Genomic DNA, 14,573 nt, shown 5'->3' on the forward strand with positions numbered 1-14,573 from the left:
AGCTAGAATGCGTCTCCAATTGAAGCAAGTGGCTAACAAAAAAAGCTTCGCATTCAGATTACATCCCGCCGCCTTTCGCACCGAAATCTATCCAAGCGCAATGAATGAATTCTGGTCCGCCTGTCTGAACCGCTTCGAGCAGGAGCTTCCTGCACAGCAGTTCAACACCTGGATAAAAGGTCTGCGGCTGGAACGCGACGAAGCCGGCCCCACCCATTTCCGACTGATCGCTCCGAACCGATTCGTCATGCAATGGGTGCGGGAACGCTATCTGGCCCAGATCGAAGCGTTCGGGCTGGAGTTTTTTTCCGCCCCGGTCAACATAAGTCTTCGCGTGGCCGACACTGTTGCCGACATTCCCGTCCCGACAGAGAACACCGAATCGGCTCCGTCACCGACAGCGCCGGTCGCACCCGCAGTCTCCGCCAGGCCAACCAATGCCGAGTACGAAAAGACCCGGCTCAACGCGGATTTCACTTTCGATACCCTGGTCACCGGCCGCGCCAACGATCTGGCTCGCGCTGCCGCCCAGCAAGTCGCCATGAATCCCGGGGTTTCCTACAACCCGCTGTTCATATACGGAGGGGTCGGCCTGGGCAAGACCCACCTGATCCACGCCATCGGCAATTCGATCTACGCCGCCAATCCAACCATGGAAGTGCGCTATGTTCATGCGGAAGATTATTTTTCCGACGTGGTGCGCGCCTTCCAGCAGAACTCCCGTGAAGCATTCAAGCGCTACTACCGCTCCCTTGACCTGCTGCTGATCGACGACATCCAGTTTTTCAACCGGAAGGACCGGACGCAGGAAGAATTCTTTTACGCCTTCAACGCGCTGATCGAGGCAAAGAAGCAGATCATCATCACCTGCGACACCTATCCGAAGGATGTCCAGGGTCTCGAAGAACGGCTGGTGTCGCGTTTCGACTGGGGCCTTACGGTTGCCATCGAACCCCCTGAGCTGGAAATGCGCATCGCCATCCTCAAGAAGAAGGCGGAAGCGGAACAGATCAGTGTTTCCGACGAAGTATCCTTCCTGATCGCGAAAAACCTTAAATCAAATGTGCGCGAGCTCGAAGGCGCGCTCAATCGCGTCGTCGCCTACGCCCGCTTCCACGGCCGCGACATCAGCCTTGATGTCGCCAAGGAAGCCTTGCGCGACATCATCGGTGCGACAAACCGCCAGATATCCCTTGAACTGGTGCAAAAAACCGTGTCCGACTTCTACAAGATCAAGGTCGCCGACATGTACTCGCAGAAACGCACCCGCGCCATTGCCCGACCCCGACAAATAGCCATGTGGCTGACTCGCGAACTCACCTCCCACAGCCTGCCTGAAATCGGCGAAGCGTTCGGCGGCCGCGACCACACCACGGTAATGCATGCTTGCCGTACTATCATCGACTTGCGCGGAAAGGACACCAGACTCAACAACGACCTGCATGTCCTGATGCAAACCATCAAAGGTTGAAGTGTGAGCAACGCTATCCAACAACATATTGAAAAATTGTGGATAAGCCGCGTTCCTCATCAACACATCAAAAAGCACCCACAATCATCCACAATCAAATCAGGCAGTTTTCGACCAGCTTATTAACAATATAATTCTCTGAATTTGATGGAAAATAAACCCTTATCCACAGCAAACAGTCTCCCTTATTAATCATAAGAGATCTATATATGCTCCTATTTAAAGGTCCACGCGATCAACTACTTTCCCCCCTTCAATCGGTGTGCGGAATCGTAGAAAAACGCCATACATTGCCAATCCTTTCCAACGTCCTGATGGAAAAGAACGGCGAAAGGCTTACCTTGCTGGCGACGGACATCGAGATCCAGATCACGACCGAGACGCCAACGGTTGGAGCAGAAAAAGTCGCCATGACGGTCGGCGCGCGAAAGCTGCAGGACATCCTCCGTTCCTTGCCGGAAACGGCGGAAGTCAGTCTCGCTCTGGACGACAAACGTCTGCAGTTAAAGGCAGGCAAGAGCCGTTTCAACTTGCAGACCCTGCCCGCGGAAGATTTTCCGCGCATGAGCATGGTCGATGGCCAGCCTTCCAGGCTTACGGTCAGCCAGAAACAGATGAAGCGCCTGCTTGCCCTGGTTCAATACGCCATGGCGCAGCAGGATATTCGCTACTACCTGAATGGCTTGCTGCTGGTAGCCAAGGGTAATGAATTGCGCATGGTGGCCACGGATGGCCATCGACTCGCCTACGCGGCGGAAACGCTTCCGGAAGCACCTTCCCCCATCGAAGTCATCCTTCCGCGCAAGACGGTACTGGAATTGTCGCGGCAACTTTCCGACAACGACGATCCCCTGGAAATCACCCTGACACCCACCCAGGCGCGTTTCAGTTTCGGCAACATCGAGCTTGTTTCGAAACTGATCGACGGCAAGTTCCCGGATTATGAACGCGTCATTCCGCAGCACCACACCAAACTGATCAAGCTGTCGCGCGACGTGTTGCTGCATTCGCTGCTGCGTGCGGCAATTCTGACCAATGAAAAATTCCGTGGCGTGCGCCTGGTCCTCGGCGCCGGCAGCCTCAAGATCATCTCCAGCAATGCCGAGCAGGAAGAAGCGCAGGAAGAAATCGAAATCGACTACAGCGGTGAAACGCTGGATGTCGGCTTCAATGTGACCTACCTGCTCGATGTCCTGAACAACGTCAATAACGAGATCATCGAGTTGCATCTTGCGGATGCCAATTCGAGCGCGCTTTTTGTGCTACCCGGCAACGAGACGTTCAAGTACGTCGTGATGCCGATGCGCATTTGACATACCCCAAGAAAAGAACCCCATGACTGAAAGCAACACAGGCCCCGCCTACGACGAATCCAGCATTCAGCAACTCGAAGGCCTGGAGGCGGTAAGAAAGCGTCCGGGAATGTATATCGGCGACACTTCGGACGGCACCGGCCTGCATCACATGGTGTTCGAGGTTGTCGACAATGCCATCGACGAGGCCCTGGCCGGGCATTGCGATGACATCGTGATCACCATTCACACCGACAACTCCATCTCGGTCACCGACAATGGCCGCGGCATTCCGACGGGAATCAAGTTCGACGACAAGCATGAACCCAGGCGTTCGGCTGCGGAGATCGTCATGTGCGTGCTGCACGCGGGCGGGAAGTTCAACCAGAATTCATACAAGGTTTCGGGCGGCTTGCATGGCGTCGGCGTTTCCTGCGTCAATGCCCTGTCGAAATGGCTGCGGCTCATCATTCGCCGCGACGGGAAAAAATACGCCATGGAATTCAATCGCGGCCATGCCGTGGATCGCCTGCTTGAAATCCAGAACGGTGTCGAGGTATCGCCCCTGCGGGTTCTCGGCGATACCGAGAAACGGGGTACCGAAGTCCATTTCATGGCCGACGATGAAATCTTCGGCCATGTTGAATTTCACTACGACATCCTCGCCAAGCGTTTGCGCGAGCTGTCTTTCCTCAATAACGGCGTCAAGATCCGCCTGATCGACCAGCGCAACGTCAAGGAGGAGGATTTTGCCTTCTCCGGCGGGGTGAAGGGCTTCGTCGAGTACATCAACCGGACCAAGACCGTGCTGCATCCGGCCGTGTTCCACTCGTCGGGCGTGTCGGTGCAGAACGGCGTCAATATCGACGTCGAAGTCGCCATGCAATGGAACGATTCCTACGCCGAGCAGGTGCTGTGCTTCACCAACAACATTCCGCAATCGGACGGCGGCACGCACCTTACCGGCCTGCGCGCGGCGATGACGCGCGTCATCAACAAGTACATCGAAGAAAACGAAATCGCCAAGAAGGCCAAGGTCGAAATTACCGGCGATGACATGCGCGAAGGCCTCGCCTGCGTGCTGTCCGTAAAGATGCCGGATCCCAAGTTCGCTTCGCAAACCAAGATGAAACTGGTGTCTTCCGAAGCTCGGCCGGCGATCGAGGAAGTCGTGGCACAGAAACTTGCCGACTATCTGCTCGAAAAGCCGCTCGATGCCAAGATCATCACCGGCAAGATCGTCGAAGCCGCGCGCGCTCGCGAAGCCGCGCGCAAGGCGCGCGACATGACCCGGCGCAAGGGTGTGCTTGACGGCCTCGGCCTGCCCGGCAAGCTCGCGGATTGCCAGGAAAAGGATCCGGCGCTGTGCGAGATCTACATCGTCGAGGGCGATTCCGCCGGCGGTTCCGCCAAACAGGGCCGCGACCGAAAGTTTCAGGCGATCCTGCCGCTGCGCGGCAAGGTGCTCAACGTCGAAAAGGCCCGTTACGACAAAGTCATTTCGAGCGAGCAGATCGTTACCCTGGTGACCGCGCTCGGCTGCGGCATCGGCACCGAGGATTTCGACATCGCCAAGCTGCGCTACCATCGCATCATCATCATGACCGATGCCGACGTCGATGGCGCCCACATCCGCACCCTGCTGCTGACCTTCCTCTACCGGCAAATGCCGGAGCTGGTCGAGCGCGGCTACATCTACATCGCCCAGCCGCCGCTGTACAAGATCAAGCACGGCAAGAGCGAAACCTACATCAAGGACGACCACGAACTCAACCAGCATTTGTTGCGTCTGGCGCTGGATGGCACCCAGCTCACGCCGCGGACAGGCGCTGCCGTGGTTGAAGGCGAGGCGCTGGGCGCCCTGGCGCGTGCCTACCTGCTGTCGGAAGCGGTGATCCGTCGCGTTACCGACTTCATCGACAGCGAAGTGCTGCACGCGTTGCTGGCTCACGACATTGAGGTCGATACCTCCAGCGAGACGGCAACGCGCGCCAGTGTCGAGCGGATCACCGCGCACCTATCGCGGGAAGTCCGCATCGAAGCGCGCTTCGACGACAAGCACGAGCGCTGGATGCTGGTCGTGATCCGCATGCGCCACGGCAACTTGCGGACGGGGCGCATCGACGAGGACTTTTTACTTTCCGGCGACTATCTGCAAATTCGCCGCACCGCCCAGATGATCGCCGGCCTCATGGGCGAAGGTGCGGTCATCCGTCGCGGCGAAAAGTCGCTGGCAGTGACCAGCTTTGCCGATGCCATGCAGTGGATGCTGAACGAAGTCGAACGTGGCCTGGGCAAGCAGCGCTACAAAGGCCTCGGCGAGATGAATCCGGAGCAGTTGTGGGAAACGACCATGGATCCCGCGGTGCGCCGTTTGTTGCGGGTGCAGATCGACGACGCCATTGCCGCCGACGAAATCTTCACGACCCTGATGGGTGACGATGTCGAGCCGCGTCGCGCCTTCATCGAGTCGAATGCACTGTACGCCCGCAACATAGACGTCTGATCCGGATTTTTGCTTCTTGCCGGCCGGGGATTCAGTTCCCTGGCCGGTTTGCCTTGGCGAAACGAGAATTGGAAGCCGCCGCCAGGGATGCATTGGTGCAACGCAGCAGTTTTGCCTTGACAAATGCGCCGCGCCCCCTAAAATTCGCCTATTGCAGTGCACCAACTGTTTGCTTGAGGATTTTCAGCATCAGAAACAGTTGCACCACCGTCCATCCCTTATAGCTTCGAGTCTCTTTGTTTCGGCTCGCGAGCACAGGGAAATTCAAACCCGGCGCCTTACCCCAGTGGTCATTTGAGCGTCGGAATCCGTACCACCCCAATCAACAGCAGGAGTTTCATCTCGTACTGACATCAGTAAAGGAGAAATCTTGACTACGTCTTTCCCGCAAAAGTATTCGCTGGCGCGTGGCGCCGCTACCTTCCTGAATTATCTGCACCTCGATGCACTTGTAACCGCTCTGGTTTTTGTATTTGTCCTGGTTGTCGGCGTCACCAGCAATTTCAGTGTCACGCGCTCGATCCGGCTGGCGCTTCCCGAATTCACCCTGTCGTCCGAAGAAACCCCCGCGCCTGCCGCGCCTGCGGCACAAGTCCTGACGCCGGCCCTGGCGGCCGCCCTCGATCATGTGGTCCAGCGCTATCGGGTAGCTCCGGAAGCCCTGCTCCCGGTGTTTGCAGCAGCCCAGGCAGCGGCTCGCGAACGCCGGCTGGATCCCATGCTGATCATTGCCGTGATCAGCGTCGAATCCGGTTTCAATCCATTTTCCCAGAGCGTCATGGGGGCGCAGGGTTTGATGCAGATCATTCCGCGCTACCACCAGGACAAGCTGCCGAAGACCGCGCCGGCGCAGCCCTTCCTCGATCCGGTGACGAACGTTCGAATTGGCGCCCAGATCCTGCAGGAAGCCATTCGGAGGCAGGGTGGATTAATCGAAGGCCTGCAGTATTACGCCGGGGCGACCGACGACGGCGAGCGGGGCTACGCAAACAAGGTGCTTGCCGAAAAACTTCGCCTGGAACAGGCTGCGCGCCGCAAGGACGCGGCGGGCGCCTGAAACCCGGCGAGTGGCCGGATTACGCGATTCGAATTGCCATTGCCAAAATAGTGGCTATGCTTGAAGGGCAGGCTGCAGTGGCCTGCAATTCTGAAAAAGGGGATGGAAGTGTCCGCGCCAAGCAGGGTCGTTGATGTTGCGCCCGTAAAATCAACGGAGTTTCCGGCAAATACGGGCGGATTCTCCGGCAAGTCAGTCGAGATCATGCGTCGGCAGCTGGTCGACGCCCAGGTTGAAGTCCTGCGGATGTATCTTGAGAAGCGGTCCCAGGAGCAGTTGCTGGACGCGCTGGATCGGCTTATCGAGTGCACCCGCGCCAGTTTCCGCGAAGAAGAGGCGCTGATGGATTGCTTTGCGCCCGATCCCGATCCCGTGCACAGGGAAATGCATGGCCGGGTGCTTGCCCGGTTGATGGCGTTGCGCAACAGCGCGCTTGATTTCGACCGTGGTCGCCTGCTTGCACAACTGATTTTCATTGATCGCGAACTGACCTCGCATATTTCGGACGTCGCGCCGATCCCGGAATGCCACTAGCGGAAAAGCGTGCCGGATGACGACCTCATCCTTCCAGCGTTCCCTTCCGCCCGTGCAAACCGTTGACGACACCGAGTCGATGTCGTCCTTCGATCGACTGCCGCTGGCGCCGGCCACATTGGCCAATCTGCAGCAATTGGGCTACCGGCGGATGACGCCGATCCAGGCCGCCAGCCTGCCGCTGGCGCTGGCAGGTCGCGACCTGATTGCGCAGGCCAAAACCGGCAGCGGCAAGACAGCGGCTTTCGCGCTTTGCCTGCTGGCCAAGCTGAACCCGAGGCGTTTCGCGGTACAGGCGCTGGTGCTCTGCCCGACGCGGGAGCTTGCCGATCAGGTGACCCAGGAAATCCGTCGCCTGGCGCGCGGCGAAGACAACATCAAGGTGCTGACCCTGTGCGGCGGCAGCACCATGCGGCCGCAGATCTCCAGCCTCGAACACGGCGCCCATGTCGTGGTCGGCACGCCGGGCCGCATCATGGATCACCTGCAACGCAACACCCTCGACCTCACCGCGCTCGATACGCTGGTGCTGGACGAGGCCGACCGCATGCTCGACATGGGCTTCTTCGACGATATCGCCTTCGTCGCCAAGGCCTGCCCCAGGAATCGCCAGACGCTGCTGTTTTCGGCCACCTATCCCGAAGGCATCGCCAGCCTGAGCCGCCAGTTCCTGCGCAATCCCGAGCAGATCACGCTGCTCGAACAGCATGCCGACACCAAGATCCGCCAGCGCTTCTACGAGGTGGAGCCCGATCAACGGCTGGCTGCCGTCGCGCTGCTGCTCAGGCATTACCGGCCGGTCAGCACCCTCGCCTTCTGCAACACCCGGCAGCAATGCCGCGAGCTGTTGCAGGTGCTGCGCGCCGAAGGCTTCGTCGCCCAGGCCCTGCACGGCGAACTCGAGCAGCGCGAACGCGACCAGGTGCTGATCCAGTTCGCCAACCGCAGCTGCTCGGTGCTGGTCGCCACCGACGTCGCCGCGCGCGGCCTCGACATCGAACAGCTCGAAGCGGTGATCAACGTCGACGTCACGCCGGACACCGAAGTACATGTCCATCGCATCGGCCGTACCGGCCGGGTCGATCAGGAAGGCTGGGCCTTCAGCCTGGTCAGCGGCAACCAGATGGCGCGGGTGGACAACATCGAGAAGGAACTTGGCCACGAGATCGAATGGCATTCCATGAGCGAACTGCAGGCGGCACCGGGCAAGCCGTTGATGCCGCCGATGGCGACGCTGCTGATCCTCGGCGGGCGCAAGGAAAAAATCCGCGCCGGCGACGTGCTCGGCGCCTTGACCGGTGACGCAGGCTTCAGCAAGGAGCAGGTCGGCAAGATCAACGTCACCGACACCGCCACCTATGTCGCCGTCGCGCGCGGCATCGCGAAAGAGGCGCTGCGCAAGCTGTCGGCCGGCACCATCAAGGGCAAGAAGGTCAAAGTGCATTTGCTGCAGGACGCGGCAGGCTGATCGCCGTTACCTGCCCGCGAAGCGGAATCCCAGGTACGCAGAGCGACGCCCACAGACTCTCCATGTCCGACTCCGCGGCTCGCCACGACGCAATCATCGCCGCCACCCGCAACTGGCTGGAGCGTGCGGTGATCGGCCTCAACCTCTGCCCCTTCGCCAAGGGCGTGCACGTCAAGGGCCAGATTCGCTACGTCGTCAGCACGGCACAGAATGACAACGACCTGCTCGACGATCTCGAGCGCGAACTGAAATTCCTTGTCGACGCCGCGCCGGAAGACGTCGACACCACCCTGCTGATCACACCCGACGTTCTCGCCGACTTCGGCGACTTCACGAACTTCCTCGATCTGGTCGAAGTCGTGCTGCGCACCCAGGGGCTCGGCGGCGTGCTGCAGGTAGCGAGCTTTCATCCGGATTACGTGTTTGCCGATGCGGAAGCCGACGACATCGCCAACCACACCAACCGCGCGCCCTACCCGACGCTGCACCTGATTCGCGAAGCCAGCCTGGCGCGCGCCACGGCCGCCTTCCCCGATGCCGCCGATATCTACGAGCGCAACATCGAAACCCTGCGCCAACTGGGGCACGAAGGCTGGCGCGCGCTCGATGTCGATGCGCCGGCGAAGCCATAGCCATGCCGACCACGCAAGCCGAATCCCTGCTGCGCGAAGACGAGGTCGAAATCACCGCGATTCGCGCCCAGGGCGCGGGCGGGCAGAACGTCAACAAGGTATCGAACGCCGTGCATTTGCGCTTCGACATCGGCGCCTCCTCCCTGCCCGACGAGCTCAAGGCCCGCCTGCTGCAAATGCGCGACCAGCGCATCAGCGCCGACGGCATCGTGGTAATCAAGGCGCAGCAGTTCCGCAGCCTGGAACGCAACACGTTCTCCGCGCTGGAGCGACTGCGCGAGCTGATCGCCCAGGCCGCCTTCATCCCGCGCCCGCGCCGCGCCACCAAGCCAACGCGCAATTCGCAGAAACGCCGCGTCGATAGCAAGGTCCTGCGCGGCAAGGTGAAGGCCCAGCGCGGGCGCGTCAGCGACGCCTGAACCCGCCGGCAACTGTTGCGGCCGGGTGAAACAGTTTGTTGCAATTCGGCATTGAACCAATCGGCGCCGGCCCCATCTACACAAGCGTGCCGACATTCAATCGTGCAACGGAGCCGAACATGCAAGCCAATGCAATCCTGAAATTTCTCGCCGATTCCCGCCGCTACCTCGGCCGGTAGGCCCTCTTTCCCCCTGGCGGCTGGTTTCCTCCTCCTTCCAGCCGCCCGAAGGCCCCGCGCTTGTGGGGCCTTCGCCTTTACGGAGGACGCGAGGCTAGACGCGAACCTTCCAGCCTTTCTTCAGTCCGGAAACCACTGGAGCCACAAATGACCGACCGCACCATGAGCCTTATGGATGTTCTCGCCCCTCCCGGCAACGACTGGTTGCGGGAGCTTTCCCGGCGCAAGACCGATCTCCCGGCCGGCGTGAAAATCGTGCGTTTCAGCGAAGCGGACGACGATCTGGGCGAAGACGGCGAAGCGACGGGTGGAACAACGCGACGCCGCAAGCACGCGGCCGCCTGAGGGGCTGCGCCCGCTCAGGCTGCGGAACTGCTACCGTAGCGTTTTCCGGACCAAGGCGGAAGCGTTCATGTTTTCCTAGAGAGCGTCCAATACACGTTCCAGATTGCCGATCGCACCGCGATGCTTGTCCGGCGTCATCTGTGCGAGATTTTGCAGCTTCCAGCGAATCGCCGGCAATTCGGGCGCATGCGCCACGCCAAGCAGTTCCCATTTCGGTTCGCGTCGCTTGAAGGAAACCAGAAAATCTCTTTCACGCTCGCCCAGCCGGCCATGCAAGGCGGCAATCAACTCGGCACGAGCCTGTTCCAGTTCCTCAAGCGTGACAGGCTCCGAGGTCATCCCGACAAACTGGCGCTCGAACAAGTCTGCCAGTGGTTTGAGCGTCGGATTCAGCACCCGCGCAATCGAGCCGTCGTGACTGATCAGATACACCAGAAAGGCACGGAACAACGCATCGTCTATCCCTTCCTTTGCCAGGAGCAACTTCACATCGAACAAATCCCGCGGATGCTGACGGTCCAGGGCGGCGACGATCTTCCCCGCGTAGAGGTCGGCAAAGGAAACCACGGGCACTTCGGCAAAACCAAACTCGGCTTCGGCGCTGCCGACAATGCGCCGCATGGATTCCGGATACACCGTACCGCGCGATACCGGCGACACCTCGATCTTGATCTCCGCGGCGCCGTCCGCGACCAGCAAGCCATAGGCCAGGCTCTCCTGGCGCTTGCCGGCGCGTACCCTATAGCCATAGGGGCGCCCCGTCAGCCCATCCGAGATTCGGCGCAGGGCTGCATCGATCTCCTGCAGCGCTGCCGCGCGATCTCCCGTCGGCAGAAACGCGAGATCGATATCCACCGAAAGGCGAGGCATGTCGCGCACGAACAGGTTGATCGCCGTTCCGCCCTTGAGCGCGAAACAGGCCTCCCTGCCGACCATCGGCAGCACGCTCACCAGCAGGCGAACCTGCCGGGAATAGGGGCTATCGAACTTGATCATCGAGATCCGCCGGCAGCGTGATCAGATACTTCGCATGCAGCTTTCCGCCGGGTGCCAGCATGCGCTTGCCCGTGCCCAGATCCACCTTGCTCAAGTCCAGATGCGCCAGCCATTGATGTCGATGCCGCTCCGCCAGAGCAAGGAACAGCCGCTTCACCTTCACGCTGGCGCAAGCCTGCAGCAGCGCAGCCATACGCGCCGGGCGCAGATGCGCCATGCCCTGCATCAGCACATCGGCCTCATGGACCGACTCCTTCGCCGGCACATCCTGCAGCACTTCCAACATTGCGCGTTCGTCCGAGGCATACAACAGTTCCCAATCCCAGGCCCCCCATGTCATTTGCTGCAGGCCAAGAGCCGCCAACTGCCCCGAATGAAGCGGCTCGCCGTGGAAATCGACCAATTGCCCCTGTGCGTCGCGTCGCGCGCGCAAGTTGCCGAACATGGCATCGTTGCGCACGACAAAGTGCTCCTGCAATCCAAGCTTGTTCACCCAGGCGGGCAATACGTCGGGGCCATAGAGGAAGATCGTTTCCGTCCCGCTCATGCGGACGTAATGCCCAAGGCCGCGATGGACCAGCGCCGTCCGGCCGCCGACATGCGCGAAGCTGCCCGCCAGAAACTGCAGGCTGGCCACCACATGCTGCCACTTCAGCGGCGGGCCCGGCCGGCGATAAACGCCGCGCGCCGGCGAGCTCAGCCACCCGCTCTGGACATACCTGGACAATAGCGCGCGGGAATATCCCTGCTTCTCCAGCCAGGAGGTCGGCGCCAGCAGGCCTTCATCCAGCAAGTCCTGGAGTTGGTTTATCTTCGATGATTTATGCTCACCCATGATTTGCAAAATATCAGGCTATACAAACTTCGGCAAGTTTATTTTTCTCCGGATATGCAAGCATATAGTTTGCAAAAGTGGATCGGATCAAACCTGCTATGAAGAGATACAAAAGTCGGCGCCGGCGATACGGCGAGATGTGCCGGAGTAGTTCCGGTTTCCCCGGTTCGGGTGTAGTTGCCGGCTTGGCTTAAGGGCAGCCACGTGTACGCGCTGGCCGCCGGAACTTTGGGCTCCATGAACGGCGGCCAATCCAGCGGCTATGGCAGAATGGGTGTAAATGGGTGTAGTATTGGTGCCCATGATCCGCTCCGACGCCATCCAGATAACTCCCGAGATCCTGAGCCTCATCGCCGGCATCGATGAATTCAAGGGTGCTTGGCGCGCGCTCGGCACCCTCGCGCCGGACCGGCTTTCCGCATTGCTCCGCGTCGCCACCATCGAGAGCATCGGCTCGTCCACCCGCATCGAGGGCAGCCGGCTGTCGGACCGTGAAGTCGAGCGCTTGCTGTCCAAGCTGCAGATCAAGTCCTTCGCCACCCGCGACGAACAGGAAGTGGCGGGCTACGCCGAGGTCATGGAGCTGATCTTCTCGTCCTGGCAGGACATCGCGCTGACCGAGAACCACATCAAGCAACTGCACCGTGATCTGCTGACCTGGAGCGAGAAAGACGCCAGGCATCGAGGCAACTACAAGACCTCCACCAACAGCGTGGTCGCCTTCGACGAGAACGGCAAACAGTTGGGCGTGGTGTTCGAAACCGCCACGCCCTTCGACACGCCGCGCCTGATGACCGAGCTGGTCGCGTGGTTCAACGGCGAGCGCGCCGCCGCGCGGCTCCACCCGCTGCTGCTCATCGGCATCTGGGTCGTGGTGTTTCTGGAGATCCACCCCTTTCAGGACGGCAATGGCCGTCTGAGCCGGGTGCTGACCACGCTGCTGTTGCTGCAGGCCGGCTACGCCTATGTGCCCTACAGCTCGCTCGAAAGCGTGATCGAGCAGAGCAAGGAAGCCTACTACCTCGCGCTGCGGCAGACGCAAGGGACGATCCGGACCGAATCTCCGGACTGGCAGCCATGGCTGGTCTTTTTCCTGCGTGCGCTGGCCGAGCAAGTTCGACGCCTGAATCGCAAGGTGGAGCGCGAAAAGATCGTGCTGGCCGCATTGCCTGAACTCTCGCTGCAGATCGTCGAGTTCGCGAGGGAACATGGGCGCGTGACGATGGGGGATGCGATGCGGCTGACCGGCGGCAATCGCAACACGCTCAAGCAACACTTCCGGGCTTTGGTGGAGCAAGGCCACCTCAGCCAGCACGGCGCCGGTCGGGGCGCCTGGTACGGGTTGCGATAGACCTGCCCGGAAACCCTCATTCCCTTGTCGCTCAGCACGTTGCAGTAGTTTCAGAGTTACTGGACGAGGGTGGAGGCGTTCAAAGGGAAGGCAGCGACTCCAGTCGTTCCGCCACCTTGCGGCAGGCGGCAATCAGGTCGGCGACCAGACGCTCATCGACATTGAAATCGCCTTCGTACTCGCCCAGGTTGCGCACGTCGTGGCATTTCGCCAATACACGCCAGACTTCCGGGCCGAGCCCAAGCGTATGCGGCAGCAATTGAAAAACAATGTAGCGGTTGGTCGAACGATAGCCGTGGCGACGCAAGGCAGCGAGGCAAAGCGCATGGGCAGCGTTGTAAGCCAGATCGAATCGGCCCTCGAGCGACAGCCCCGCGAACTCCGCGTCCTTCAGCCTGACCAGACCGAAGCGGCACAGACCGGCGAACTCCTTTGCGTCCGGCGGTTCCGCCTTCAGCGGCTTGCCGAAGCCGGTCAGGTTCTCAAATGGCGAGGTCATCGTCGCCGCCGATCAGCCAGAGCTTGGGTTGCGCCAGCACCCGTGTGACGAAAGCGCTGTCGCCGGCCACGCGCTTAGCCAGTTCCTTGCGGGTCATCAGGGTCGGATTCACCGGGCGGCCGAGCCGGGCGCCGACATCCTCCAGCACCGCGAAGACATCGGCGTAGCCCAGCGTGTCGCTGATCAGCATCAGGTCGATGTCGCTTGCCGCCGTGTCCTGTCGCTTCGCCACCGATCCATAGACGAAGGCCGCAGCGATCTTCTTCGCCAGCGGCGCCAGCGCCTCGCGCAGGGGCTCGGCCAGACCAACCGTCTTCTGCGCAATGCCGCACAGTTCGGCATAGATCGGCGAATCCGGGTTGGCCCGGTAGTGCTTCTGGTTGCCCAGCGGATGCATCGTCACCAGCCCGCTCTGGGCCAGCCGCGCCAGCTCGCGCTGAACCGCGCCCGAGCCGGCACCGGTGAGCCCGATCAGCTCCGTGGCGTAGAAACTGCGCTCCGGCTGGCCGAAGATCAGGCCCAGCACCCGCTGCTGCGTGCCCGAAAACAGGGCATCGGCGAGGCTGGTCTGTGTGGAAGGCGCTTTGTTGTTCATGCCCATTTTGGGAATATTAATGCCCAGAATGGGCATAGTCAATGATTGTGAAAGTCGGCGCTGGCGGGACGGCGACCATCGCCTGCACCCGCTCCACCGCGCCGAGGCTGCTGATCAGGCCGGCGATGATGAACAGCGTGGTGGTGATGAACAGGTTGTCGCTGCGCATCACCGTCTGCAACACCACCGTGTCGGCGATCCGGTTTTCCCGCTCCAGCACCCGCCGCATTCAGCGCAGCCGGTATTCGTGCAGCACGCTGGCCAGCTCGCGCGTGCCCCAGCGGCGATGGTCCGCGTACCAGGCGTAGCCGACCCAGCAGAGAAAGAACCAGCCCAGCGCCAGAATGTCGGGCAGCGGCAAGATCGACGTATGGGTGAAGGCCATGGCGGTCCT

The 14,573-nt window shown here is 60.8% G+C and carries 16 protein-coding genes; 10 read left to right on the forward strand and 6 right to left on the reverse strand.

Translation table 11 applies throughout. The features are described from left to right. Nucleotides 1–100 precede the first annotated feature (100 nt). The 9 genes from dnaA (at nt 101) to SUTH_RS00045 (ending at nt 9,903) form a co-directional block, all read left to right on the forward strand. Nucleotides 101–1,471: a chromosomal replication initiator protein DnaA gene (dnaA, locus tag SUTH_RS00005; protein ID WP_041096097.1), complete on the forward strand. Its 1,371-nt coding sequence runs from the start codon at nt 101–103 to the stop codon at nt 1,469–1,471. A gap of 209 nt (nt 1,472–1,680) precedes the next feature. Next, nucleotides 1,681–2,784 (forward strand): DNA polymerase III subunit beta, encoded by a 1,104-nt coding sequence (gene dnaN / locus SUTH_RS00010; protein WP_041096099.1) that lies wholly within the window; start codon nt 1,681–1,683, stop codon nt 2,782–2,784. A gap of 22 nt (nt 2,785–2,806) precedes the next feature. Next, nucleotides 2,807–5,269, forward strand: a complete 2,463-nt coding sequence (gene gyrB, locus SUTH_RS00015; protein ID WP_041096101.1) for a DNA topoisomerase (ATP-hydrolyzing) subunit B — start codon at nt 2,807–2,809, stop codon at nt 5,267–5,269. Nucleotides 5,270–5,639: 370 nt separating this feature from the next. Further along, the gene (locus SUTH_RS19920) at nt 5,640–6,326 is read left to right on the forward strand and encodes a transglycosylase SLT domain-containing protein (protein WP_041096103.1); all 687 of its coding nucleotides are present in this window, start codon (nt 5,640–5,642) and stop codon (nt 6,324–6,326) included. 102 nt (nt 6,327–6,428) lie between these two features. Continuing rightward, nucleotides 6,429–6,860, forward strand: coding sequence for a hemerythrin family protein (locus SUTH_RS00025; protein WP_041096105.1), 432 nt, complete (start codon nt 6,429–6,431; stop codon nt 6,858–6,860). A 79-nt stretch (nt 6,861–6,939) separates the two neighbouring features. Next, nucleotides 6,940–8,328, forward strand: a complete 1,389-nt coding sequence (gene dbpA, locus SUTH_RS00030; RefSeq protein ID WP_041101275.1) for an ATP-dependent RNA helicase DbpA — start codon at nt 6,940–6,942, stop codon at nt 8,326–8,328. A 62-nt stretch (nt 8,329–8,390) separates the two neighbouring features. Beyond that, nucleotides 8,391–8,960, forward strand: coding sequence for a DUF1415 domain-containing protein (locus tag SUTH_RS00035; protein WP_041096107.1), 570 nt, complete (start codon nt 8,391–8,393; stop codon nt 8,958–8,960). A 2-nt stretch (nt 8,961–8,962) separates the two neighbouring features. Continuing rightward, the gene (arfB, locus tag SUTH_RS00040; protein ID WP_052472966.1) at nt 8,963–9,379 is read left to right on the forward strand and encodes an alternative ribosome rescue aminoacyl-tRNA hydrolase ArfB; all 417 of its coding nucleotides are present in this window, start codon (nt 8,963–8,965) and stop codon (nt 9,377–9,379) included. A gap of 326 nt (nt 9,380–9,705) precedes the next feature. Continuing rightward, nucleotides 9,706–9,903: a hypothetical protein gene (locus SUTH_RS00045; RefSeq protein WP_041096109.1), complete on the forward strand. Its 198-nt coding sequence runs from the start codon at nt 9,706–9,708 to the stop codon at nt 9,901–9,903. A 75-nt stretch (nt 9,904–9,978) separates the two neighbouring features. Here the strand turns inward: SUTH_RS00045 and SUTH_RS00050 are convergent, their stop codons facing one another. Together SUTH_RS00050 and SUTH_RS00055 are read right to left on the reverse strand one after the other, a co-directional pair. Then, on the reverse strand, nt 9,979–10,899 hold the full coding sequence (locus SUTH_RS00050) for a nucleotidyl transferase AbiEii/AbiGii toxin family protein (protein WP_148312803.1): 921 nt from the start codon (nt 10,897–10,899) through the stop codon (nt 9,979–9,981). Then, nucleotides 10,883–11,734 carry a type IV toxin-antitoxin system AbiEi family antitoxin domain-containing protein gene (locus tag SUTH_RS00055; RefSeq protein ID WP_041096113.1) on the reverse strand — a complete coding sequence of 284 codons (852 nt, stop codon included), beginning with the start codon at nt 11,732–11,734 and terminating at the stop codon, nt 10,883–10,885. Before SUTH_RS00055 ends, SUTH_RS00050 begins: the two co-directional genes overlap by 17 nt. Nucleotides 11,735–12,014: 280 nt before the next feature. Between SUTH_RS00055 and SUTH_RS00060 the strand changes: the two genes are divergently transcribed. Further along, nucleotides 12,015–13,085, forward strand: coding sequence for a Fic family protein (locus SUTH_RS00060; protein WP_231851070.1), 1,071 nt, complete (start codon nt 12,015–12,017; stop codon nt 13,083–13,085). 79 nt (nt 13,086–13,164) lie between these two features. Here the strand turns inward: SUTH_RS00060 and SUTH_RS00065 are convergent, their stop codons facing one another. The 4 genes from SUTH_RS00065 to SUTH_RS19495 are packed head-to-tail and all read right to left on the reverse strand — an operon-like array spanning nt 13,165 to nt 14,564. Next, nucleotides 13,165–13,584 carry a hypothetical protein gene (locus SUTH_RS00065; RefSeq protein WP_041096116.1) on the reverse strand — a complete coding sequence of 140 codons (420 nt, stop codon included), beginning with the start codon at nt 13,582–13,584 and terminating at the stop codon, nt 13,165–13,167. Beyond that, complete coding sequence (locus tag SUTH_RS00070) at nt 13,568–14,179, reverse strand: transcriptional regulator (protein WP_052473782.1); 612 nt, start codon at nt 14,177–14,179, stop codon at nt 13,568–13,570. The genes SUTH_RS00065 and SUTH_RS00070 overlap by 17 nt, the downstream gene beginning before the upstream one ends. A gap of 16 nt (nt 14,180–14,195) precedes the next feature. Further along, on the reverse strand, nt 14,196–14,408 hold the full coding sequence (locus SUTH_RS18100) for a DUF599 family protein (protein WP_148312804.1): 213 nt from the start codon (nt 14,406–14,408) through the stop codon (nt 14,196–14,198). Continuing rightward, entirely contained in the window at nt 14,409–14,564 is a 156-nt protein-coding gene (locus SUTH_RS19495) for a hypothetical protein (RefSeq protein WP_171817287.1), read from the reverse strand. Nucleotides 14,565–14,573: the final 9 nt, after the last annotated feature.

This window comes from Sulfuritalea hydrogenivorans sk43H (genome assembly GCF_000828635.1).
In the GTDB taxonomy this organism is placed as follows: domain Bacteria; phylum Pseudomonadota; class Gammaproteobacteria; order Burkholderiales; family Rhodocyclaceae; genus Sulfuritalea; species Sulfuritalea hydrogenivorans.

Bases quoted from the DNA above. Each gene is read 5' to 3' on its own strand.
- dnaA (WP_041096097.1), top strand. From the start codon at position 101: ATGAATGAATTCTGGTCCGCCTGTCTGAACCGCTTCGAGCAGGAGCTT.
- dnaN (WP_041096099.1), top strand. From the start codon at position 1,681: ATGCTCCTATTTAAAGGTCCACGCGATCAACTACTTTCCCCCCTTCAA.
- gyrB (WP_041096101.1), top strand. From the start codon at position 2,807: ATGACTGAAAGCAACACAGGCCCCGCCTACGACGAATCCAGCATTCAG.
- SUTH_RS00025 (WP_041096105.1), top strand. From the start codon at position 6,429: ATGGAAGTGTCCGCGCCAAGCAGGGTCGTTGATGTTGCGCCCGTAAAA.
- dbpA (WP_041101275.1), top strand. From the start codon at position 6,940: ATGTCGTCCTTCGATCGACTGCCGCTGGCGCCGGCCACATTGGCCAAT.
- SUTH_RS00035 (WP_041096107.1), top strand. From the start codon at position 8,391: ATGTCCGACTCCGCGGCTCGCCACGACGCAATCATCGCCGCCACCCGC.
- arfB (WP_052472966.1), top strand. From the start codon at position 8,963: ATGCCGACCACGCAAGCCGAATCCCTGCTGCGCGAAGACGAGGTCGAA.
- SUTH_RS00045 (WP_041096109.1), top strand. From the start codon at position 9,706: ATGACCGACCGCACCATGAGCCTTATGGATGTTCTCGCCCCTCCCGGC.
- SUTH_RS00050 (WP_148312803.1), bottom strand. From the start codon at position 10,899: ATGATCAAGTTCGATAGCCCCTATTCCCGGCAGGTTCGCCTGCTGGTG.
- SUTH_RS00055 (WP_041096113.1), bottom strand. From the start codon at position 11,734: ATGGGTGAGCATAAATCATCGAAGATAAACCAACTCCAGGACTTGCTG.
- SUTH_RS00060 (WP_231851070.1), top strand. From the start codon at position 12,015: ATGGGTGTAGTATTGGTGCCCATGATCCGCTCCGACGCCATCCAGATA.
- SUTH_RS00065 (WP_041096116.1), bottom strand. From the start codon at position 13,584: ATGACCTCGCCATTTGAGAACCTGACCGGCTTCGGCAAGCCGCTGAAG.
- SUTH_RS00070 (WP_052473782.1), bottom strand. From the start codon at position 14,179: ATGAACAACAAAGCGCCTTCCACACAGACCAGCCTCGCCGATGCCCTG.
- SUTH_RS18100 (WP_148312804.1), bottom strand. From the start codon at position 14,408: ATGCGGCGGGTGCTGGAGCGGGAAAACCGGATCGCCGACACGGTGGTG.
- SUTH_RS19495 (WP_171817287.1), bottom strand. From the start codon at position 14,564: ATGGCCTTCACCCATACGTCGATCTTGCCGCTGCCCGACATTCTGGCG.